Source organism: Saccharothrix sp. 6-C, assembly GCF_016695385.1.
Lineage (GTDB): Bacteria > Actinomycetota > Actinomycetes > Mycobacteriales > Pseudonocardiaceae > Actinosynnema > Actinosynnema texasense.
The window spans coordinates 8,888,530-8,908,470 of the sequence record NZ_CP064192.1; the positions used below are offsets into that span (position 1 = coordinate 8,888,530).

General features: G+C 72.4%; 17 protein-coding genes. 7 read left to right on the forward strand and 10 right to left on the reverse strand.

Annotation, left to right across the window (positions count from 1 at the left end):
• Positions 1 to 5: 5 nt before the first annotated feature.
• Positions 6 to 1,655 (reverse strand): phosphomethylpyrimidine synthase ThiC, encoded by a 1,650-nt coding sequence (gene thiC / locus IOD16_RS39035; RefSeq protein ID WP_201438296.1) that lies wholly within the window; start codon positions 1,653 to 1,655, stop codon positions 6 to 8.
• A 220-nt stretch (positions 1,656 to 1,875) separates the two neighbouring features.
• Here thiC and IOD16_RS39040 point away from each other — a divergent pair, with 220 nt between their 5' ends.
• Both IOD16_RS39040 and IOD16_RS39045 read left to right on the forward strand, forming a co-directional pair.
• The gene (locus tag IOD16_RS39040; protein WP_236594632.1) at positions 1,876 to 2,637 is read left to right on the forward strand and encodes a hypothetical protein; all 762 of its coding nucleotides are present in this window, start codon (positions 1,876 to 1,878) and stop codon (positions 2,635 to 2,637) included.
• 345 nt (positions 2,638 to 2,982) lie between these two features.
• Positions 2,983 to 5,247 carry an AAA family ATPase gene (locus IOD16_RS39045; RefSeq protein ID WP_201438297.1) on the forward strand — a complete coding sequence of 755 codons (2,265 nt, stop codon included), beginning with the start codon at positions 2,983 to 2,985 and terminating at the stop codon, positions 5,245 to 5,247.
• 81 nt (positions 5,248 to 5,328) lie between these two features.
• Here IOD16_RS39045 and IOD16_RS39050 read toward each other — a convergent pair whose 3' ends face one another.
• Both IOD16_RS39050 and IOD16_RS39055 read right to left on the reverse strand, forming a co-directional pair.
• Positions 5,329 to 5,973, reverse strand: a complete 645-nt coding sequence (locus IOD16_RS39050; RefSeq protein WP_201438298.1) for a LytR C-terminal domain-containing protein — start codon at positions 5,971 to 5,973, stop codon at positions 5,329 to 5,331.
• Positions 5,970 to 6,266, reverse strand: coding sequence for a DUF3263 domain-containing protein (locus IOD16_RS39055; RefSeq protein WP_053715184.1), 297 nt, complete (start codon positions 6,264 to 6,266; stop codon positions 5,970 to 5,972). Before IOD16_RS39055 ends, IOD16_RS39050 begins: the two co-directional genes overlap by 4 nt.
• Positions 6,267 to 6,377: 111 nt before the next feature.
• Between IOD16_RS39055 and IOD16_RS39060 the strand changes: the two genes are divergently transcribed.
• On the forward strand, positions 6,378 to 6,959 hold the full coding sequence (locus tag IOD16_RS39060) for a peptide deformylase (RefSeq protein ID WP_201438299.1): 582 nt from the start codon (positions 6,378 to 6,380) through the stop codon (positions 6,957 to 6,959).
• A gap of 258 nt (positions 6,960 to 7,217) precedes the next feature.
• Here IOD16_RS39060 and pssA read toward each other — a convergent pair whose 3' ends face one another.
• From pssA to moeA, 3 genes are all read right to left on the reverse strand, one after another.
• On the reverse strand, positions 7,218 to 8,189 hold the full coding sequence (gene pssA / locus IOD16_RS39065; RefSeq protein WP_123744406.1) for a CDP-diacylglycerol--serine O-phosphatidyltransferase: 972 nt from the start codon (positions 8,187 to 8,189) through the stop codon (positions 7,218 to 7,220).
• 4 nt (positions 8,190 to 8,193) lie between these two features.
• Positions 8,194 to 8,907 carry a phosphatidylserine decarboxylase gene (locus tag IOD16_RS39070; protein ID WP_201438300.1) on the reverse strand — a complete coding sequence of 238 codons (714 nt, stop codon included), beginning with the start codon at positions 8,905 to 8,907 and terminating at the stop codon, positions 8,194 to 8,196.
• 176 nt (positions 8,908 to 9,083) lie between these two features.
• Positions 9,084 to 10,298, reverse strand: a complete 1,215-nt coding sequence (moeA, locus tag IOD16_RS39075) for a molybdopterin molybdotransferase MoeA (RefSeq protein WP_201438301.1) — start codon at positions 10,296 to 10,298, stop codon at positions 9,084 to 9,086.
• Between the two features lie 54 nt (positions 10,299 to 10,352).
• On the opposite strand from moeA, the gene IOD16_RS39080 reads away from it, so the two are divergent.
• The 4 genes from IOD16_RS39080 to groL all read left to right on the forward strand — a co-directional run bounded on the left by IOD16_RS39080 (position 10,353) and on the right by groL (position 14,548).
• The gene (locus IOD16_RS39080) at positions 10,353 to 10,997 is read left to right on the forward strand and encodes an AIM24 family protein (protein ID WP_123744403.1); all 645 of its coding nucleotides are present in this window, start codon (positions 10,353 to 10,355) and stop codon (positions 10,995 to 10,997) included.
• An 80-nt stretch (positions 10,998 to 11,077) separates the two neighbouring features.
• On the forward strand, positions 11,078 to 11,284 hold the full coding sequence (locus IOD16_RS39085) for a cold-shock protein (RefSeq protein ID WP_033443686.1): 207 nt from the start codon (positions 11,078 to 11,080) through the stop codon (positions 11,282 to 11,284).
• 171 nt (positions 11,285 to 11,455) lie between these two features.
• Entirely contained in the window at positions 11,456 to 12,709 is a 1,254-nt protein-coding gene (locus IOD16_RS39090; RefSeq protein ID WP_201438302.1) for a serine/threonine-protein kinase, read from the forward strand.
• Positions 12,710 to 12,925: 216 nt separating this feature from the next.
• Complete coding sequence (gene groL, locus IOD16_RS39095) at positions 12,926 to 14,548, forward strand: chaperonin GroEL (RefSeq protein ID WP_123744400.1); 1,623 nt, start codon at positions 12,926 to 12,928, stop codon at positions 14,546 to 14,548.
• A gap of 997 nt (positions 14,549 to 15,545) precedes the next feature.
• Here groL and IOD16_RS39100 read toward each other — a convergent pair.
• The 4 genes from IOD16_RS39100 to IOD16_RS39115 form a co-directional block, all read right to left on the reverse strand.
• Positions 15,546 to 18,146, reverse strand: a complete 2,601-nt coding sequence (locus tag IOD16_RS39100; protein ID WP_236594633.1) for a CHAT domain-containing protein — start codon at positions 18,144 to 18,146, stop codon at positions 15,546 to 15,548.
• 199 nt (positions 18,147 to 18,345) lie between these two features.
• The gene (locus IOD16_RS39105; protein WP_268997141.1) at positions 18,346 to 18,768 is read right to left on the reverse strand and encodes a carboxypeptidase regulatory-like domain-containing protein; all 423 of its coding nucleotides are present in this window, start codon (positions 18,766 to 18,768) and stop codon (positions 18,346 to 18,348) included.
• A gap of 59 nt (positions 18,769 to 18,827) precedes the next feature.
• Positions 18,828 to 19,433: an RNA polymerase sigma factor gene (locus IOD16_RS39110; RefSeq protein WP_201438303.1), complete on the reverse strand. Its 606-nt coding sequence runs from the start codon at positions 19,431 to 19,433 to the stop codon at positions 18,828 to 18,830.
• A gap of 183 nt (positions 19,434 to 19,616) precedes the next feature.
• On the reverse strand, positions 19,617 to 19,814 hold the full coding sequence (locus tag IOD16_RS39115) for a hypothetical protein (protein WP_123744396.1): 198 nt from the start codon (positions 19,812 to 19,814) through the stop codon (positions 19,617 to 19,619).
• Positions 19,815 to 19,941: the final 127 nt, after the last annotated feature.

Sequence of the window (19,941 nt, forward strand, 5' to 3'; positions counted from 1 at the left end):
CTCCATCAATCGACCACCGGCAGGTACACCTTGGCGCCGTGGTCGGCGAACTCGCCCGACTTCTCCGACATGCCCGCCTCGATCGCCTCCACAGTGGACAGACCGCGTTCCTCCGCGTACCGCCGCACGTCCTGCGTGATCTTCATCGAGCAGAACTTCGGCCCGCACATCGAGCAGAAGTGCGCCGTCTTCGCGGGCGCCGCGGGCAGCGTCTCGTCGTGGTAGGACCGCGCCGTGTCCGGGTCCAGCGACAGGTTGAACTGGTCCTCCCACCGGAACTCGAACCGCGCCTTCGACAGCGCGTCGTCCCAGTCCTGCACGCCCGGGTGGCCCTTGGCCAGGTCCGCGGAGTGCGCCGCGATCTTGTACGTGATCACGCCGGTCTTCACGTCGTCCCGGTTCGGCAGGCCGAGGTGCTCCTTCGGCGTGACGTAGCACAGCATCGCCGTGCCCAGCCAGCCGATCTGCGCCGCCCCGATCGCCGACGTGATGTGGTCGTAGGCGGGCGCGATGTCCGTGGCCAGCGGCCCGAGGGTGTAGAACGGCGCCTCGCCGCACCACTCCTCCTCCAACCGGACGTTCTCCGCGATCTTGTGCATCGGCACGTGACCCGGGCCCTCGATCATCACCTGCACGTCGTGCGACCGGGCGATGTGCGTCAACTCGCCCAACGTCCGCAGCTCCGCGAACTGCGCCTCGTCGTTGGCGTCCGCGATCGACCCCGGCCGCAGCCCGTCACCCAGCGAGAACGTCACGTCGTAGGCGCGCAGGATCTCGCACAGCTCCTCGAAGTGCGTGTAGAGGAAGCTCTCCTTGTGGTGCGCCAGGCACCACGCGGCCATGATCGACCCGCCGCGCGAGACGATGCCCGTCACCCGCTTCGCGGTCAGCGGCACGTACCGCAGCAGCACGCCCGCGTGCACCGTCATGTAGTCGACGCCCTGCTCGGCCTGCTCGACCACCGTGTCGCGGTAGACCTCCCACGACAGCTTCGCCGGGTCGCCGTCCACCTTCTCCAGCGCCTGGTAGATCGGCACCGTGCCGATCGGCACCGGCGAGTTCCGCATGATCCACTCGCGGGTCGCGTGGATCCGCTTGCCCGTGGACAGGTCCATGATCGTGTCGGCGCCCCACCGCGACGCCCACACCATCTTCTCCACCTCCTCCTCGATCGAGGAGGTCACGGCCGAGTTGCCGATGTTCGCGTTGATCTTCACCAGGAACTTCTTGCCGATGATCATCGGCTCGGCCTCGGGGTGGTTGCGGTTGAGCGGGATGACCGCCCGGCCGATCACCACCTCGTCCCGGACGAACTCCGGGCTCATGCTCTCGCGGGCCGCCACGAACCGCATCTCCGGCGTGATGATCCCCGCCTTGGCGTACGCCAGCTGGGTCACCGCCCCGTCGACCGGCTCACGCCGGGCGACCCAGTCCGCGCGCAGCCCGGGAAGTCCACTGTGGACGTCGATGGTCACGTTGTCGTCGGTATACGGACCGGAAGTGTCGTACAGGTCGACGTGCTCGCCGTTGGTCAGCTCCACCCTGCGGAACGGGACCCGCACACCCTCGTCCACCTCGCGGTAGACCTTGTGCGAACCCGAGATGGGCCCCGTGGTGACGCTGGGCTTCACCGAACGGTCGTCAAGTGCCGTCACGACATTCCTCCCTACGCCGGCATTACCCGGTCAGGTTCAGGCGGTCGGCGGCGCCGGAGCCTCGCGCTCCAGCCGCCCTCTCAGCCCGCTGTGGCGCGAGCTCCCGCGTGTGTTGAGTTGTCGGTGCGTGTCGAGCCACCGACCTGACCATAACCAGGGCCCGGTCCGGATGCCAAGGTGCGGATGCCAAGCGCCACCGTTTGCGCGTACCTTTCTCCGCGTGGCTGATCACCGGCCGTTCCCGCCCGGCGCCCGGCGCGTGGCCCGCCCCGCCGCCGTCTCGCCCTGCCCGTCGTGCGGCGACCTGGCCGGTCGCGGCTACCCGGCGTGCCGGTTCTGCGCGGAGCTCGTCGACCAGTACTGGCTGCAGGACTGGCAGGTGCTGCTCGCCGCCGAACAGCTCGCCGAAGGCGGCGCGGGTGAGCGCGAACTCGCCGAGCTCGTGCTCGCCGACGAGGTCGGCAGGCACCCGTGGACCTGCACCGACTGGGCGATGACCCTGCTCGCGTGCAGCCAGTGCGGCGAGGAGCTGGCCACCGGGCCCGCCGACTGCGTCCGCTGCGCCATGGCCGACGGCCTGCGCTGGTCCTGGGACCACGCCGGGTACCCGCGCGCCATCGACGCGGGCGAGCACGCGTTGCGCGTGGCCAGGGCGACGTTGCGCGCACCGCACCGGTCCCGGGTCGCGATCGTCGGCGCGTGGCGGCTGCTGCTGCCGTTCCTGCTGGTGGGGGAGCTGCCGACGGTCGGCCAGGTGCGTCGCATCAGGGCCGCCGTGCTCGCCGGCGCGTACGCCGACCTGGCCCGCTGCGCCACGCACGTCGAGCTCGCGTCGTTCCCGGAACTGCCCTGGCGCCGCCCCGAACGCCCACCGCGCGCCGACCACCAGGCGAAGGCCCACCGCGACCAGCACGCCACCGCGGACCCGGTCCCGGACGCGCCGAACCCCGGCCCGGGCGAACCGGCCGCCGACCCGGTCTAGAACGCCGACCGGTCGCGAACACCCCCGGCTTCGAGTCGGTCAGGTTCGCCGACCGCGCCGACCGCGACAATCACGCCGACCGCGCCCTGACCTGCGAGGACACTCCTCTTCGGTACATCGCGAGCCAACCACGTTCGTCGCCCGTTCGAGTGATCGTGGAAGAGTCATGTACTGAAACGCCGTTATCGCCATCCTGAAACGTCGGTTGAAACAACGAGGACCGCCCCTCAACCCCCGCCCCGACCCACCACCCACCCGCGACCACCGCCAGCCGCCGTCGCCCGCACCGGGCCCGAGCCGGCCGACCACACGCCCCCGGCCGCCCACCCCAACTACGCTCACCCCGTGATCACGCTGACCGCCCGCCTGTCCCCCTCGGCCCTGGACACCCGCCGCGGCGTGGTCCGCCTCCACCCGGAGGTGCTCGACGCGCTGGGCCTGCGCGCGTGGGACGCGGTGCGCCTGACCGGTGCCCGGGTGAGCGCCGCCCTGGCCGCCGCGACCTCCGGCGACGACCCGCCCGGCGTGGTGCTCGTGGACGACGTGACGCTGTCGAACCTCGGCGTGGTGGAAGGCGCGGAGATCGTGGTGGCCCCGGTGGACGTCACCGCCGCACGTTCGGTCACCGTCGCCGGATCGCGGTTGGCCAGCACGTCGCTCACCCCCGAGACCCTGCGCATGGCGCTGACCGGCAAGGTGCTGACCGTCGGCGACGCCGTCTCCCTGCTCCCGCAGGACCTCGCCCCGCCGCCCGGCTCGGACGTGAGCGCCACCCGGCGCAAGCTGTCCAACGCCATCGGCATGACGTGGACCAACGAACTGCTCACCATCACCTCCGCCGACCCGGCCGGGCCGGTGGCCGTGCAGCCGTCGACGGTGGTCGGCTGGCGTGACGGCGCGCGCACGGGCGACGCGCCCGCGGTCGTGGCGGGAGGCGGCGCGACGGTCGGCGTGACCGGCACGACGGGCACGACGGGCACGGCCGCGGGCGTGACCGCGACGACCGGCGCGGGTTCGGGCCCGGCGGAGGTCGAGGTCGTGACGCCCGCCGTGCCGGTGGCGGACCTCGTCGGGCAGCAGGAGGCCGCGAAGCGGTTGGCCGAGTGGTTCGACCTGACGTTCAGCCACCCGGAGCTGCTCGCCCGCCTCGGTGCCGCGGCCCGGCTGGCGGCGCTGGTCAGCGGGCCCGAAGGCGTCGGCAAGGCGACGTTCGTGCGGGCCGTCGCACAAGGCGCCGACGCCACGGTGGTCGAAGTCGCCGCACCCAGCATCGCCGTGCTGGAGGCGAACGCGGCGGCGCAACGGGTCGCCGACGCGCTCAGCCGCGCCGGGTCGCGGGCCCCGGCGGTGCTGGTGCTGACCGACGTCGAGGCGTTGCTGCCCGCCGCCTCGGCCCCGCCCGTCGCGACCGTCGTGCTGGACGCGTTGCGCGCCCGCCCCGACGGCGTCGCGCTCGTCGTCACCAGCGCGCACCCGGAGGCGATCGACCCCCGGCTGAGGGTCCCCGAGCTGGTCGACCGGGAGCTCGTGCTGCCGCTGCCCGACGGCAAGGCCCGCACCGAGCTGCTGCGGGTCCTGCTGCGCGACGTGCCCGTCGAGTCCGATGTGGACCTCGGCGCGATCGCCGACCGGACGCCCGGCTTCGTCGCGGCGGACCTGGTGGCGATGCGGCGTGAAGCGGCACTCCGGGCCGCGCTGCGACAGCGGGACGCGGACGAGCCGCGCGTCGGGCAGGCCGACCTGCTGGGAGCGCTGGAGACCGTCCGACCGATCTCCATGTCCACTTCGGACACCCTGCGCACCGGTGGGCTCACGTTGGCCGACGTCGGCGACATGACCGAGGTCAAGCAGGCCCTCACCGAAGCCGCGCTCTGGCCGTTGCAGTACCCCGACTCCTTCGCCCGGCTGGGTGTCGCGCCACCGCGCGGCCTCCTCCTCTACGGGCCGCCCGGGTGCGGCAAGACGTTCCTGGTGCGGGCGCTGGCGGGCACCGGCCGGTTGAACGTGCTGTCGGTCAAGGGCGCCGAGCTGATGGACAAGTTCGTCGGCGAGTCCGAACGCGCGGTCCGCGAGTTGTTCCGCCGCGCGGCCGAGGCGGCCCCCGCGATGGTGTTCCTGGACGAGGTGGACGCGCTCGCGCCCCGCCGCGGCCAGTCCTCCGACTCGGGCGTGTCGGACCGGGTGGTCGCGGCCCTGCTCACCGAGCTGGACGGGGTCGAGCCGCTGCGCGACGTCATCGTGCTCGGCGCGACGAACCGGCCCGAACTGGTCGACCCCGCGCTGCTGCGGCCGGGACGGTTGGAACGACTCGTCTACGTGCCGCCGCCGGACGCCGAGGCGCGCGCCGAGATCCTGCGGGCGTCGTCGCGGAACACGCCGCTGGGGTCGGACGTGGACCTGGACGCGTTGGCCGAGGAGCTGGACGGGTACTCGGCGGCGGACTGCGCGGCGTTGATCCGCGAGGCCGCGTTGACCGCGATGCGCGAGTCGCTGTCGGCGGCGGAGGTGACGGGCGCCCACCTGGCGTCGGCGCGCGAAGCGGTCCGGCCGTCGTTGGACCCGGCCCAGCTCGAAGCCCTCGCCGCCTACGCCAGGTCACGCGAACGCTAGACGCGGCCCGGGGTCTGTCCGGGCGGCTTGTCCGAGCGGCCTGTCCGGTTGTTCGGGGACCTGTCCGGCGAGGGTGTGGAGCTAGCTGGACACCTTGCCGGACGGGCCCCGGTAGTCGTTGGTGACGATGACGATGATGCCGGGCTGCGCGGCCTGGATGCCGTCGAACCGGGGTTCCACGCGGGCGTTGAGGAGCTGGGCCAGCTCGCGGGCCGAGGCTTCCTCGTCCGTGCCGGGGCGGAAGTAGACCGTGGTGGTCCAGATCGTGCCCTGGGAGTAGTTGCCCTTCTCGGCGACCTGCCAGCCGGCGCGCTCCACCTCGTCCGACGCGCGTTTGGCCAGGCCCTGGGTGGTGCTGTTGTTGTAGATGCGCACCGGCACCTTGGGCGCCGTGGCCACGGGCGGCGGCGGGATGTCCGTGGTGGTCGGGCCGCCGGGAACGGCGGTCGTCGTAGCCGCGGACGTGCCGGCGGGCGGCGACGTCTCCGACGACGGCGGGCTGGTGGTGGTCGGCTCGGTGGGCGCGGCCGAGGTCGCGGAGCCGTCCGGCGTGCCAGAGGTCGCCGACGGCGGGGACGACTGGGCCGCGGGCGGGTTGTCGTCCGGGTCGCCGGTGAACAGGCTGACCAGGCCGACGACCAGGGCGATCACGGCCACGCCGAGCAGCGCGTAACCCGCGGCGCGGGCCGGGTGCGCGGGACCCGTCGACTGTTCCGGGTTCGTCATCGGCGCTCGACGCCCAGCCGCTTCGCCGCGCGGGCGCGTTGCCTGCCGGAACGGGACCGGCGCAATCTCTTGATCAACATCGGATCGGCGGCCAACGCCTCTTCCTTCTCGATCAACGCGTTGAGCAGCTGGTAGTAGCGCGTCGCGGACATGTCGAACAGCTCCTTGACGGCCTGTTCCTTCGCACCCGCGTACTTCCACCACTGGCGTTCGAAGGCCAGGATCTCGCGCTCCCGGTCGTTCAAACCGTCGTCCGGCCCCTCCGCCGGCGCCAGTGCCTCTGCGGCGTCCATCTGGCTCCTCAGCCGTGTCCCGTGCGTGGGTGCCATTACATCACGTGATCTTGGTGGTGGGTCGCTCATCGGTCGGCGCGTCCGATCCGACCCGCCGTTAGGCTGCACGCCATGGCAGTTCACCCGATCCGGATCGCCGGAGAACCCGTGCTCCACAACCCGACCCGCCCGGTCGAGGTGTTCGACGAGTCGCTGCGGACGTTGATCGACGACATGCACGAGACGATGACGGCGGCGCACGGAGTCGGCCTGGCGGCCAACCAGATCGGGATCGACCTGCGGTTGTTCGTCTACGACTGCCCGGACGACGAGGGTGTGCGGCACCGGGGCGTGGTGGTGAACCCGACGTTGGAGACGTCGGACGTGCCGCTGGGGATGCCGGACCCGGACGACGACTTCGAAGGCTGCCTGTCCGCGCCGGGGGAGACGTACCCGACGGGTCGGGCGTCGTGGGCGAAGGTGACCGGGTTCGACGGCGAGGGCAAGCCGGTGGAGGTCGAGGGCACCGGGTTCTTCGCGCGGTGCCTGCAGCACGAGACCGATCACCTCGACGGGATCATCTACCTGGACCGGCTGGTGGGGCGGCACAAGCGCGCGGCGAAGAAGATGATTAAGGCCAACGGGTGGGGCGTGCCCGGGCTGTCGTGGGATCCGGCGACTTCGGAGGACCCGTTCGCGGACGACGAGGACTAGAGCGGGGTCGGGGTCGGGATCGGGGGTGGGGTCGGCCCGGGTTGGCGGTTGAAGAGGGTACGGCTCGATTTGACATGGGGCCCTTACGGGCGCTCCAGGCAGGCCAAAGCCAGCAGGCCCAGCGGGGTAAAGCGTCCCGCCGGGCCTGCCGGCTTCGACCAGCCTAAAGCACCCGAACCCATGTCAAATCGGGCCTTGGTGGTGTGCTGCGGGGCCGTTGTGGTGGCGTGGGGGCCGTTGTGGTGGCGTGGGGGCGGGTCAGGGGCGGTCGTGTCGGCGCAGGCCGAGCTGTCGCCAGCCCCGGCGCTTGCCCGGCCTCGCCTGACCGTTCGTCTCCGCCGCCACCTGCGTCGGGTCGACCGCCCGCCGGGGCCGTCGCACGGCGCGCATCGCGGCGCCGGCCACGCGACCGCCCAGCGGTTGCCGCAGGCCCAGCCGCCGCGCGGCGACGCCGTGGGCCCGCTTGATCGCCCGCCGGTCCGCCGCCGGCACCGACCACGCCTCCGGGTGCTTCGACAGCCACCGGTACCGGCGCACCGAGTACGGCAGGTGCGCGAGGTACACCAGCATCGCCGCGATCAGCGCCACCAGCGGGAACGTGATCACGGCCGCCGCCAGCAGGCCGACCAGCACCAGCAACGGCGCGGCGTAGCGCGGCGGGACCTTGATGGTCTTCACCGACAGCGTCGGGATCCGGCTCACCAGCAGCAGCGCGATGCCCACGGTCCACACGGCCACGACCGCCTGGCTGGACCACCAGCCGGGCCGGCCGAGCTGCTCGTCCAGGATCAGCGGCAGCAGCAGCAGCAAGCCGCCCGCCGGGGCGGGCACGCCGACGAAGAACTCCTTCGCGAACGGCGGCTGCTCCACCTCCAGCAGCGTGTTGAACCGCGCCAGCCGCAGCACCATGCACACCGCGAAGATCAACGCGACGACCCAGCCCTCACGGCCCGGGTCGAACCTCCACACGTAGATCACCAACGCGGGCGCGACGCCGAACGAGATCGCGTCCGCCAGCGAGTCCAGCTCCGCGCCCATCTTGCTGGTCGCGTCGAGCAGCCGGGCGATCCGCCCGTCCAACCCGTCGAACACGGCCGCCGCCGCGATCGAGCCGATCGCCGCCCCGTACATCCCGATGATCGCGAAGTGCACGGCCGACAGCCCCGCGCACATCGCGAGGACCGTGATGGCGTTCGGCAGCAGCCTGATCCCCGGCCCGCTGGGAGCCATCCGCTCAGCCCTCCGCGGGTAGCTCGGCGAGCACGGTCTCGCCGCCGATCGTGCGCTGCCCGGCCTCCACCAGCACGCGGCTGCCGGTCGGCACGTACAGGTCGACCCGCGAGCCGAACCGGATCAGGCCGTAGGTCTGCCCGACCGCCACCTTGTCGCCCTCGGCGACCTCGCACACGATGCGCCGCGCCACGAGCCCGGCGATCTGCACGACCACCACGTCGTGCCCGTCCGGGGTGGTCAGCCACACCGTGTTGCGCTCGTTGTCCTCGCTGGCCTTGTCCAGGTCGGCGCTCAGGAACTTGCCCGGCCGGTACGACACCTGGCGCACCAGGCCCGGCACCGGCACGCGCTGCACGTGCACGTCGAACACCGACAGGAACACGCTGATCCGGGTCATGGGCGTGGCGCCGAGGCCGAGCTCGACCGGCGGCACGGCCTCGACCACGTGCGACACCGTGCCGTCGGCGGGCGCGACCGCCAAGCCGGGTCGGGTGGGCGTGGTCCGCTTGGGTTCGCGGAAGAACCACGCGACCCACGCGGTCAGCAGGCCGCCGACGACGCCGGCGCGCTTGGAGTACCGGCGCAGCAGCAGCGTCGCGACTGCGGCGCCCGCCACGAAGGGACGGCCCGCGGGGTGCATCGGGGGGACGATCCCCCGGGCGAGCTCGAGGAAGTGGGAGACGGCACCACTGTGCTTGTCGCGATCGACGGTCATGGCTCTTCCGTGTCAGGGCAGTGCTTCCGGCCCGCCACACGCTACGCGGCTCCGCCGGCCCGCGTCCGGCCCGCCCGTGCGTCCCCCGACGAAACGCACGGACCGGCCGAAACTTCGATCACCCCCAGTGTAAGCCCCGTCACACGTGTGATCAATAGCGCAGCGTCAGGTCGCCATCACTCTCCGTGCAGGAGGCGCACCGCCACCTCGGCGCCGGCCGCGAGTTCCGTGACCTCCTCCGGCACCTCGATCAGGCAGTTGCTGACCGCCAGCGCCGACAGCAGGTGCGAACCCGGCCCGCCGACCGGCGTCACCACGCGCCCCGACGCCGGGTCGTACGCGCCGCGCCGGAACTGGGTCCGCCCCGCCGGTGACGTGATCGGCGCGCTCAACCGGGCCGCCACCGTCGGCCGCTCCACCCGCGAGAACCCCATCGCGGCCCGCAGCGCCGGCCGCACGAACACCTCGAACGACACCTGCGCGCTCACCGGGTTCCCGGGCAGCGTCGCCACCGCCACCCCCTGGTAGCGGCCCGCGCCCTGCGGTCCGCCCGGCTGCATCGCGACCTTCGTGAACTCCACGCCGCGCCCGGTGAACGCGTCCTTCACCACCTCGTACGCCCCCGCGCTCACGCCACCGGACGTGAGCAGCAGGTCCACCGACGCCAACCGCGGCGCGATCGCCGCGTGGAACCGCTCGACGTCGTCCGGCACGAACCGCAGCAGCTCCGCCTCGCCGCCGGCCTCGCGCACCGCGGCGGCCAGCATCACGCCGTTCGACTCGTAGATCTGCCCCGGCTCCAACGGCACACCGGGCCCCACCAGCTCCGACCCCGTCGACAGCACCAGCACCCGCGGCCTGCGCCGCACCGGCAGCGAGCCGAAGCCCAGCGCCGCCGCCAACCCCAACTGCGCCGGACCGAGCGCCACGCCCGCGCGCAGCACCGTCGTGCCGACGGCCACGTCGTCCGCCATCCGCCGCACGTTCTGCCCCGCCGCCACCGGCCGGTCGACCCGCACCACCGCCGTGCCGCCGTCGGTCCACTCCACCTGCACCACCGCGTCCGCGCCCACCGGCACCGGCGCGCCCGTCATGATCCGGTGCGCGGTGCCCGCCGCCAGCGGCGCCGACGCCGCCCGCCCCGCCGGGATGTCCTCCACCACCGGCAACCGCACCGGGACCGACGCCAGGTCCGCCGCGCGGACCGCGTAGCCGTCCATCGCCGAGTTGTCGAACGGCGGCAACGGCACCGTCGCCACCAGGTCCTCGGCGAGCACCAGGCCGAGGCAGTCCGCCACCGGCGACTCGACCACCGGCATCGCCCCGACCAGCCCGGCGACGTGGGCCTTGTGATCAGCGACTCGGGTCAGCGTGTCAGACACGCGCCCCATCCTGCCGTGCCCGTGGCAGACTGCTCCGACCGGCTGATCACGACAGGGGGAAAGTTGCAGGTCCGGACCCGCCACACCCCCACGTTCGGGGTGGCCCGACTCGTCCTGGCACCCGGTGAACCGGTGGTGGTCGAGCGCTCCTCCGTGCTCGCGACCAGCTACGGCGTGACCGTCGACGGCCGCACCAAGTCACCCGGCGTCAGCGCCGCGCTGTGCACCGCCGGCCCCGAAGGCGGCTGGGTGGACGTCGCGCCGCCCCTGCCCGGCGACCTGCACGTGCTCGAGCTCGACGCCACGACCGGCTGGTGCGTCTCCCGCGACAGCTGGCTCGCCTGCGCCGCCACCGCCCACCTCGACCCGTCCGCGCCGCCCGTGCGCGCGCTGCACGGCGGCGACCAGGGTTTCCTCACCTACGCGTTCGGCACCGGGTCGGTCGTGCTCAGCTGCTACGGCACGCTCGACGTGGTCACCCTCGACCCCGGCGAGCTGGTCACCCTGGCCGGCGGCCACGTGGTCGCGTTCGCCGACACCGTGCAGTGCCGGCTGCGCGCCGTTTCCCCCGGCGCGCCCCAATCCGTGCGGAATGGCGAAGGGCTCGTCCTCGACTTCGCCGGACCCGGTCTCGTGCTCACCCGGACCCGCAGCCCGCGAGGACTCGTCAGTTGGTTGCGCGACAACGGATTCAGCGCACGCTCATGACTCCATAAGGAGGTATCGGCGAACCCCCTCGTGCCTCTAGCGTGGCGGTTTGCTCAGGGTATTTCTCGAAGGAGGACGTCTTGGCTGTCGGCACGGTCAAGTGGTTCAACTCGGAGAAGGGCTACGGATTCATCGCGGCCGACGGCGGGCCCGATGTGTTCGTGCACTACTCGGCGATCCAGATGGAAGGCTTCCGGACGCTGGCCGAGGGCGACCGCGTGGAGTTCGAGATCCAGGCGGGGCGCGACGGCCGCAGCCAGGCATCGGACGTGCGGAAGGCGCCGTGACCTCCGCCCGGCCCGTCACCAGGCGGGTCGGGCGTCCTTCCCGAAACCGGTGCCGGGGTGGTCGCGGAGACGGCCGCCGAGGTCCTCGCCCGGGTCCGCCCGGTGGACCGTCCGCCCCATCTGCCGGGAACCCCGCGCAAGGCCCTGTACGCGGACGTTAGGCTCCGTCGCGTGTCGGAGGACCTGAGCGGGCGACGGCTGGGCCATTACCGGATCGACGGGGTGCTCGGCCGCGGTGGCATGAGCGTGACCTACAAGGCCACGGACGTCAGGCTCGGTCGCAAGGTCGCCCTGAAGGTCATCGGCGAGCACCTCACCGCGGACGCCGAGTTCCGGGAGCGGTTCGTCGACGAGGCGCGCAACACCTCGGCGATCGACCACGCCAACATCGTGCCGCTCTACGACTTCGACGAGGTCGACGGGCTGCTCTACATCGCCATGCGGCTGGTCGACGGGCAGGACCTCGCCAGCCACATCAAGGACGGCCCGCTCTCGCCCGCGCGCACCCTGACGCTGCTCGGCCAGGTCGCCGAAGCGCTCGACATGCTGCACGGCAAGGGCCTGGTCCACCTCGACGTGAAACCGGCCAACGTGCTGGTCACCGCCAAGGAAGCCGCGGGCGAGCACGTCTACCTCGCCGACTTCGGCCTCACCCGGCGCGGCGCCACCGGGCACCGCACCCGCACCGGCGACTTCCTCGGCTCGCCCACCTACGCCGCGCCCGAGCACCTGCGCGGCGAACCCCTCGACGGCCGCACCGACCAGTACGCGCTCGCGTGCATGGTGTTCGCGTGCCTGTCCGGCCGGCCGCCGTTCCAGGGCAGCGTGCAGGACGTCATCCAGGGGCACCTCGGCGCGGAGATCCCGTCGCTGACCTCGATGGTGTCGCTGCCGCCCGCCATCGACGACGTGCTGCGCAAGGGCACCTCCAAGGACCCCAACCAGCGGTACGGCTCGTGCGTCGAGCTGGTCGCCGCCGCGCGGGTCGCGCTGTCGGGCGCCCCGCAAGGCGCGCCGCCGCCACGCCGCACGGACTCCGGCGCGGTGCCGATGGGCCCGCAGACCGGTGGCGTGCCCGTGTCGCAGCAGCCCGGCGGCCCCTACCGGCAGCAGCCCTACCAGCAGCAACAGCCCCCACCGGGATTTTTGCACGAGCCCGTGCGGCTGCGCCCGCCCGCGCAGGTCGGCGCGAGCGCGTTCACCACCACCGCCAAGTCGCGGCCGGCGTGGTTCGCGCCCGTGCTCGCGGGCGCGGTGGCGATCGTGCTCATCGTCATCCTCGTGGTGATCCTCACGCCGAAGGATGAACCTCCGCGCCAGGGCGGCACCGGCGGCAACGGCGGCACGAGCCAATCCATCGAGGTCGGGGGCACGACGAGCAAGAAACCGCTGCCGACCAGCGTGCCCGTTCGCACGTCCCGCTGACCAGCTCTTCTTGCACTCTCCTCCGTCGAGTGCTAAACACGGTATTGGCACTCGGAACACCTGAGTGCCAACACGCAGGCTGGGACGGTGAGGCCCGTCCCCTCTTGGGGGCTGGTCGTCCGTCGCGGGCACCGAGCCTGGCCGAAGCACCGTGTTCCGCTGCGGGCGTGCGCCCGCAGTGGCCCCATTCGTAATCAGGCGGAGGAACACACCGCAATGGCCAAGATGATCGCGTTCGACGAGGATGCCCGCCGCGGTCTCGAGCGTGGCATGAACATTCTCGCCGACGCCGTCAAGGTGACGCTCGGCCCCAAGGGCCGCAACGTCGTGCTCGAGAAGAAGTGGGGCGCGCCGACCATCACCAACGACGGCGTCTCCATCGCCAAGGAGATCGAGCTCGAGGACCCGTGGGAGAAGATCGGGGCCGAGCTCGTCAAGGAAGTGGCGAAGAAGACCGACGACGTCGCGGGTGACGGCACCACGACCGCCACCGTGCTCGCCCAGGCTCTGGTCCGCGAGGGTCTGCGCAACGTGGCCGCGGGTGCGAACCCGCTCGGCCTCAAGCGCGGCATCGAGAAGGCCGTCGAGGCCGTGACCGAGCAGCTGCTGAAGACCGCCAAGGAGGTCGAGACCAAGGAGCAGATCGCCGCCACGGCGTCCATCTCCGCGGGCGACTCGACCATCGGCGAGCTCATCGCGGAGGCGATGGACAAGGTCGGCAAGGAAGGTGTCATCACCGTCGAGGAGAGCAACGCTCTCGGGCTCGAGCTCGAGCTCACCGAGGGCATGCGCTTCGACAAGGGTTACATCTCCGGTTACTTCGTGACCGACCCGGAGCGTCAGGAAGCGGTCCTCGAGGACCCGTACATCCTGCTCTACGGCTCGAAGATCTCGTCGGTGAAGGACCTGCTCCCGCTGCTGGAGAAGGTCATGCAGGGCGGCAAGCCGCTGCTGATCATCTCCGAGGACGTCGAGGGCGAGGCCCTGGCCACGCTGGTCGTCAACAAGATCCGCGGCACGTTCAAGTCCGTCGCCGTGAAGGCGCCCGGCTTCGGCGACCGCCGCAAGGCGATCCTCCAGGACATCGCGACCCTCACCGGTGGCCAGGTCATCACCGAGGACGTCGGCCTCAAGCTGGAGAACGCCGACCTGTCGCTGCTGGGCAAGGCGCGCAAGATCGTCGTGACCAAGGACGAGACCACGGTCGTCGAGGGCGCGGGTGACGCCGAGCAGATCCAGGGCCGCGTCAACCAGATCCGCGCGGAGATCGAGAAGTCGGACTCCGACTACGACCGCGAGAAGCTGCAGGAGCGCCTGGCGAAGCTCGCCGGCGGTGTCGCGGTCATCAAGGCCGGCGCCGCCACCGAGGTGGAGCTCAAGGAGCGCAAGCACCGCATCGAGGACGCCGTTCGCAACGCGAAGGCCGCCGTCGAGGAGGGCATCGTCGCCGGTGGTGGCGTCGCGCTGCTCCAGGCCGCCGAGATCGCGTTCCAGGGCCTGAACCTCGAAGGTGACGAGGCGACCGGCGCGAACATCGTCAAGGTCGCCGTCGAGGCGCCGCTGAAGCAGATCGCCGTCAACGCCGGCCTCGAGGGCGGTGTCGTCGTGGAGAAGGTCAAGGGCCTGCCCGTCGGCCACGGCCTCAACGCCGCGACCGGTGTGTACGAGGACCTGCTGGCGGCCGGCGTGCCGGACCCGACGAAGGTCACGCGCTCGGCGCTGCAGAACGCCGCGTCGATCGCCGCCCTGTTCCTCACCACGGAGGCCGTGGTGGCGGACAAGCCGGAGAAGGCGGGCGCTGCCCCGGCCGTCCCGGACGCCGGCGGCATGGACTTCTGATCGACCAGGTCACCTGACCGAGGTCTGATCGGCTGAAGTCACGAAGGGCCCGGCTCGCCTCTGGCGACCCGGGCCCTTCGCCGTACCCAGGGTTGGGATGCGGCGCTGCGCGGTGGACGCGGTGGACGCGGTAGACGCGGTGGACGCGGCGGGCGGGACGGTGGTGGCGAGCGGGCCGGGAACCGCCGACCAGCAAGTTCGGTACCGCCGGGTCACACCATCGGGTGAGATCGACCCGAAAATGTACGGAAACACCGTTACCGCCCCTCGGTTAAACCAGACCGAACCCCGAACCACCCCACCTGCCCAGCCGGCCAGCCAGCCAGCCCAGCCGGCCAGCCCAAGCCCAGCCGGCCAGCCCAAGCCCAGCCGGCCAGCCCAAGCCCAGCCGGCCCACCGGCCCTCCCGCCCCGACCCCGACCGCTCCACCCCACGTCCCTTGGCCCACGCCCCTCGGCCCAGGCCACCCCGCCGCCTGCCAACCCCGACCCGCCACCCACCGCCTGCCGACCCCGACCGCCACCCCGCCCTCGGCCCCGACACGCCCGACCGGACCGCCTGACATCCTGACCCGACCACCGGCTCCGGCCCCGCCCCGCTCCGGCCCCGCCCCGGACCGCTTCGGCCCCGGACCGGCTCGGCCCGGACCGGCTCGGCCCCGGACCGGCTCGGCCCGCGAATCTCATCCGCTGCCGCGGAAGCTGCCACCCGGCTTGCCGCGCGCGGCGTGGCGAAGCGTTGATCGGATTGCGGATTGCGCCGGTGAATTGCGTCGGCTGCGCGGGCATTGGCCGGCGAGTGCGCCGGAAGGCCGGAATCGCGCCGAGCCTGACCAAGCCTGGCCGGGTCTGAAGGAGCCTGACCGGGCCGTTTGCGCGTCGTCACCGAGCGCGAATTCGCTGCGCAATCGCTTGCGGTTGGTGATGTGGGGGTGGGGATTTTATCTTCCGAAGGGGATGGATTCACTCGGTCGTATTGGGTGGTGGTTGCGGAAAGTTCAGGCTCCGAAACACACGAATGGGCGACGTAGGGGGTCTGCGGCAATGGCTTCGGCAAGGGCGTGGGAGGCCGGTTTGCCGTCCGCCAGCAGTTTGTGGAACGTCCCCATGGTCATCGCGGCGGCGCGGTCGCCCACCTGGTTGACCGCGGCCACGACGGTGTGCGAGCCGCCGGCCAGCAGGGCTCCCGCGAAGCCCAGCGCCTCGTCGCCCGGCCGGATGTGGCTCAGCGCCAGCGAGCACGCCGCGAGGATCACTTGTTCGGGTGTGGTGCGGAGGCGGGCGGCTTCGTGGGCGAACAGCGGGCCGTCGGCCAGTTCCAGGCGCGAGAACAGGGCGTTGTCGGCGACGTGCTCGCCGTGCGCCGCGATGTGCGCCAAGCGGGCGCCGTCCAACGCGGCCAGTACGTCACCCACCGCTTCCGCCATCACCGCATCGGGGTAGGTGCCGTGCAGGGCGCTCACCTCGCCGACCACTTCGGGGAGGTCCGGCCCGGCGACCAGGACGACCCGGCTCGCCGCGGTCCGCGCCGCGGCCGCGTTCAGCCACGCGGTCGCCGAGGGGGCGACCACGATCGGGCGGCCGTGCAGCGACGGCAGGGTGTTCCAGGGCACCGCGTACAGGTCGCCGGTCGGCACGACGACCAGCTCGCGCCCGCCGATCAACCCCGCCAACGGCCCGAACAGCACCTCGTCCAACCGCTCCGCCCGCCGCGCCGCCGACGCCGCCACCGACGCGGCCAGCAGCGGCGGCAGGTGGTCCGGTCCCAGCACGTCGACGTCGGCGTGCAACTGCCGCGCCGACTCGAACACCTGCGCCGCACGTCCCAGCCGCACGAGCGTCGCCTCACCGGCCACCAGCGCCACGGCCGACAGCACGTCGCCGTGCGTCACGAAGCTGATCATCGCCCGGTCGCCCAGAGCGGCGCGCACGTCGGCCACCCCGCACACCGGTCGCGGCCGGCCCCACACGCTCGTGTGCCACCCGAGCCGGGCCACCTCGCGCTGCAACGCGTCCAGCCGGCCCTCCAGCTCCGCCACGGGCCGACCGTCCAACCGCGCCTGCTGCACCGCCCGCGACAACGACCGGGACTGCGCCACCCGCCGCGCCAGCACCGGGTCGTCGATCGCCGGCAACGGCTCGTACCGGTACACCTGCGCCCGCGTCCGCTCCAGCCAGTCGAACGTCGCCTCGGCGTCACCGTCGTGCTCCAGCACCAGCCCGACGGCGAGCTCGCCCAGCTCGCGGCCGTGCACGGCGGTGCCGCAGAGCAGGTCCAGACCACCCATCCGATCGCGGACGCGGCCGAGCTCGGCCAGGCCCTCCTCCGCTTCGCGCAGCGCCAGCCCCGGCTCGCCGACGGCCACGGCCAGCTCGGCGCGGCACAGCCGCAGCAGCATCCGGTGGTCGATCGGGGTGATGGGGCCCGGCGCGGGCACCTGGTCCAGCAGCGTGCGCGCGGCCCGGGTGTCGCCGCGCCGGATCGCCATCCGCACGGCGAGCAGCCGGGCGACGGAGGCCTCGTCGGTCAGCCCGACCGCGGTCAACCGCTCGGCCAGCCGGGTCGCGCGGGCCGGGGTCACCCGCGCCGAGGCACCCGCCGCGCGGATCGAGGTCGTGGACGGGACGACGGCACCCGGCGGGGGAACGGTGTGGGAGGGCGGTGGTTCGGCGGTGGCCGAGGCGAACTCGGCCCGCATGCGCATCAGCGCCGCCAGTTCGGCCCACGACTTGCTGCCACGGCGGCGGAAGCGGCGTTGGGCCTGGTCGGCCAGTTGGCGCGCGGTGGTCGGGTCGCCTTGCAGCAGGGCCGCGGCGGCGCGGGCCAGTTCGGCTTCCGCCAGGTCCTGGCCGACGCGCCGGCGGCGCAGCACGACCAGCGCCTCGTCCAGGTGCCCGGCCGCCTCGTCGGCCAGCCCCGCCGCCAGCATCACGCGCGCCCGGTCGATCTGGGTCCGCGCCACCAGGTCCGGCGCGAGCAGCCGGAACGCCCGCTCGGCCTGCTCGTGGAACGCCAGCGCCCGGGGCACGTCACCCGTCAGGTGGGCGATGTCGCCGAGGTTCCCCAGCGCTTTCGCCTTCAGCAGCGGCAGGTCCTCGGCCTCGGCCAGCTCGATGGCGCGGCGCGCGTCCCGCTCCGCCGCCTCCGGCAGGCCGAACGCGATGTTGGTCAACCCGCGGTTCATCAGCGCGGTCGACAGGGTCGCCGCCCCGACGTCGCCGGCCGCCCACCCGGCCTCCAACTGGCGCACCGACTCGTCGTAGAGCGCGAGGGCCTCGGCGGTCCGGCCGGCCCGGTGGAGGATCAAGGCCTCCTGGTCCTTCACGATCGCCCGCAGGCCGACCGCGCCCGGCCCCTCGGGCAGGCCGGCGATCAGCTCGGCGGCCGTCCGCAGGCGCGCCAGGCCGTCCTCGACCGAGTCCGTCTCCGCCTCGCCGTAGGACAGGGTGATCAGGATCCGGATGCGGACCGTGGTCGCTTCGACGCCCGGTGTCGTCACCGGCAGTGCACGCAGCGCCCGGCGCAGGAGCGTCACCGCCTCCGCAGGACGTCCGGCCGACGCCGCCCGGAACGCCTTCTTGTGCAGGTCAGCCGCCACTTCGACACTGCTCGAAGTGGGGGAGGAGACCGGCAGGGCAGCACGAGACACGGACACGTCCTTAATGCCAGCACACAGAACGTGTCCGAGAAGCCGTCTTGTGGAGGCTATCCGTGAGCCGAACGGGTTACTCTCCGTGAGTACGCGATCGGTCGACCCATCGTGACGCCGCCCCGCGGTCGTCTGGCGGAACCGTTCCCTACAACATGATCGTCGGTGTCACGACCGTGCGCCCCGGCTCGCCGCGCGAGTTCACCAGGTGCACCACGATCTGCGTGGTGCCGGCGGGCACGTCGGACAGCACGAACCGGCCACCGTCGTCGGCTTTGGTGGTGCTCGACTCGTGCTCGGCCACCCGCACCTCGACGGTGTGCTCGCCCGCGGGCACGAGCCAGCCGTCGATGCGGTGCCGGGCGCCGATGGACGTGAAGTTCACCATCAGCGTCAGGTTGTCCACCGTGAACGTGATGGTGCCGGGGCTGCCGCCGCGCACGCCCGCGAACGAGCCGGCGCGTTCCCAGCGGGCGACCTCGACGTCCAGGTTCTCCAGTGCCACCGCGAACTGGATGCGTTCGACGAGCCCCGGTGGGGGCGCGTCCAACTCGTACACCAGGCGGTTCAGTTCAGTGAGGACAGCGGTGTCCTCTTGGCCTCTGCGGTCATCGCGCGGGTCGATGTCGTTCACCGCGATCCTCCTTCCGCGTCGAGATGTGTGCGCAACGTGGTCAGGCACCGACCCCGGGTGGGGCCGATGCTGCCGCGCGGCATGGACAGTGCCTCGGCGACCGCGCGGTACTCCGCCCGGCCGGCCAGCACGGTGAGCCGCAGAAGTTCCTGGCACTTCTGCGACAGGCGGCCGAAGGCCCGCCAGAGCCGGTAGTCCCGGTCGTCGACCAGGGCGGCGTCCTCGGGCAGGCCGTACTCGCTTTCCAGTTGATCCGCCAGCTCGTCGCTCAGCGCCGCTTCACGGCGAGCCGGTGTCCAGGTCCGTTGGGCCTCGCGGCGCGTCGCGACGACGAGCCACCCGGCCAGCGCGCGCGGCTCGACCAGCCGGTCGAGGTGTCGCAGCAGCGCGAGCCAGACCGTCTGCACCACGTCCTCCGCGGTGCTGCGGTCCAGCCCGTGTCCTCGGGCGACGTGCCACACCAGTGGCGTCAGGTCGGCGACCAGCACGTCCAGGGCCCTGCGGTCCCCGTCGCGGGCAGCGACGACACAGGCCGCGTGCCGGTCCGTCCCGTCGAGACCCTCCCACGGTGGGCGCTCACCGGCAGTGCGCAGTTCTCCCACGTCGTCACCTCCTTCTCGGCGTCCCCCAGCCGAAGCTGATCGTCACACACCTTCGCCGCCACCGGCGCGGCGGCGGTCCGCGATGCCCCCCTCGCACCGCGGACCGCCTCCCCCCAATTGCGGGCGACCTCCGATCGGCACCCCTCGAAGCCGACCGACTGCCACCCCTCCTCCCCCAGAGGTCTAGCTACCCGCCACCGGTGCGGTGTCGAGGGCCACCGGCGCGCTGTGCGTCTGGTGGTGGCCCTGCGGCGTCGCCGGTGGCACGTCGTGCAGGTCGTCCTTCGGGTCGAGCCCGTCGACCGACTCCTCGTCGCCCGCGAACTGCTTCTCCAGCTCTGCGGGGTCCAGCTCGTCGACGCCAGGCGGATTGGCGGTCATTCGGCCTCCTCAGTCGGGGTTGAGGACCGGTCATCAGATAAGGAGTGAGTAGTTCTACGGGAGATACACCCGGCCGCTTTAACAGTTCACTGACGACGCCCCCGCCCCCGTGCGGGCTATGGTCCAG

Bases quoted from the DNA above. Each gene is read 5' to 3' on its own strand.
- IOD16_RS39050 (WP_201438298.1), bottom strand. From the start codon at position 5,973: ATGACGAACCCGGAACAGTCGACGGGTCCCGCGCACCCGGCCCGCGCC.
- IOD16_RS39055 (WP_053715184.1), bottom strand. From the start codon at position 6,266: ATGGACGCCGCAGAGGCACTGGCGCCGGCGGAGGGGCCGGACGACGGT.
- IOD16_RS39060 (WP_201438299.1), top strand. From the start codon at position 6,378: ATGGCAGTTCACCCGATCCGGATCGCCGGAGAACCCGTGCTCCACAAC.
- pssA (WP_123744406.1), bottom strand. From the start codon at position 8,189: ATGGCTCCCAGCGGGCCGGGGATCAGGCTGCTGCCGAACGCCATCACG.
- IOD16_RS39070 (WP_201438300.1), bottom strand. From the start codon at position 8,907: ATGACCGTCGATCGCGACAAGCACAGTGGTGCCGTCTCCCACTTCCTC.
- moeA (WP_201438301.1), bottom strand. From the start codon at position 10,298: ATGGGGCGCGTGTCTGACACGCTGACCCGAGTCGCTGATCACAAGGCC.
- groL (WP_123744400.1), top strand. From the start codon at position 12,926: ATGGCCAAGATGATCGCGTTCGACGAGGATGCCCGCCGCGGTCTCGAG.
- IOD16_RS39115 (WP_123744396.1), bottom strand. From the start codon at position 19,814: ATGACCGCCAATCCGCCTGGCGTCGACGAGCTGGACCCCGCAGAGCTG.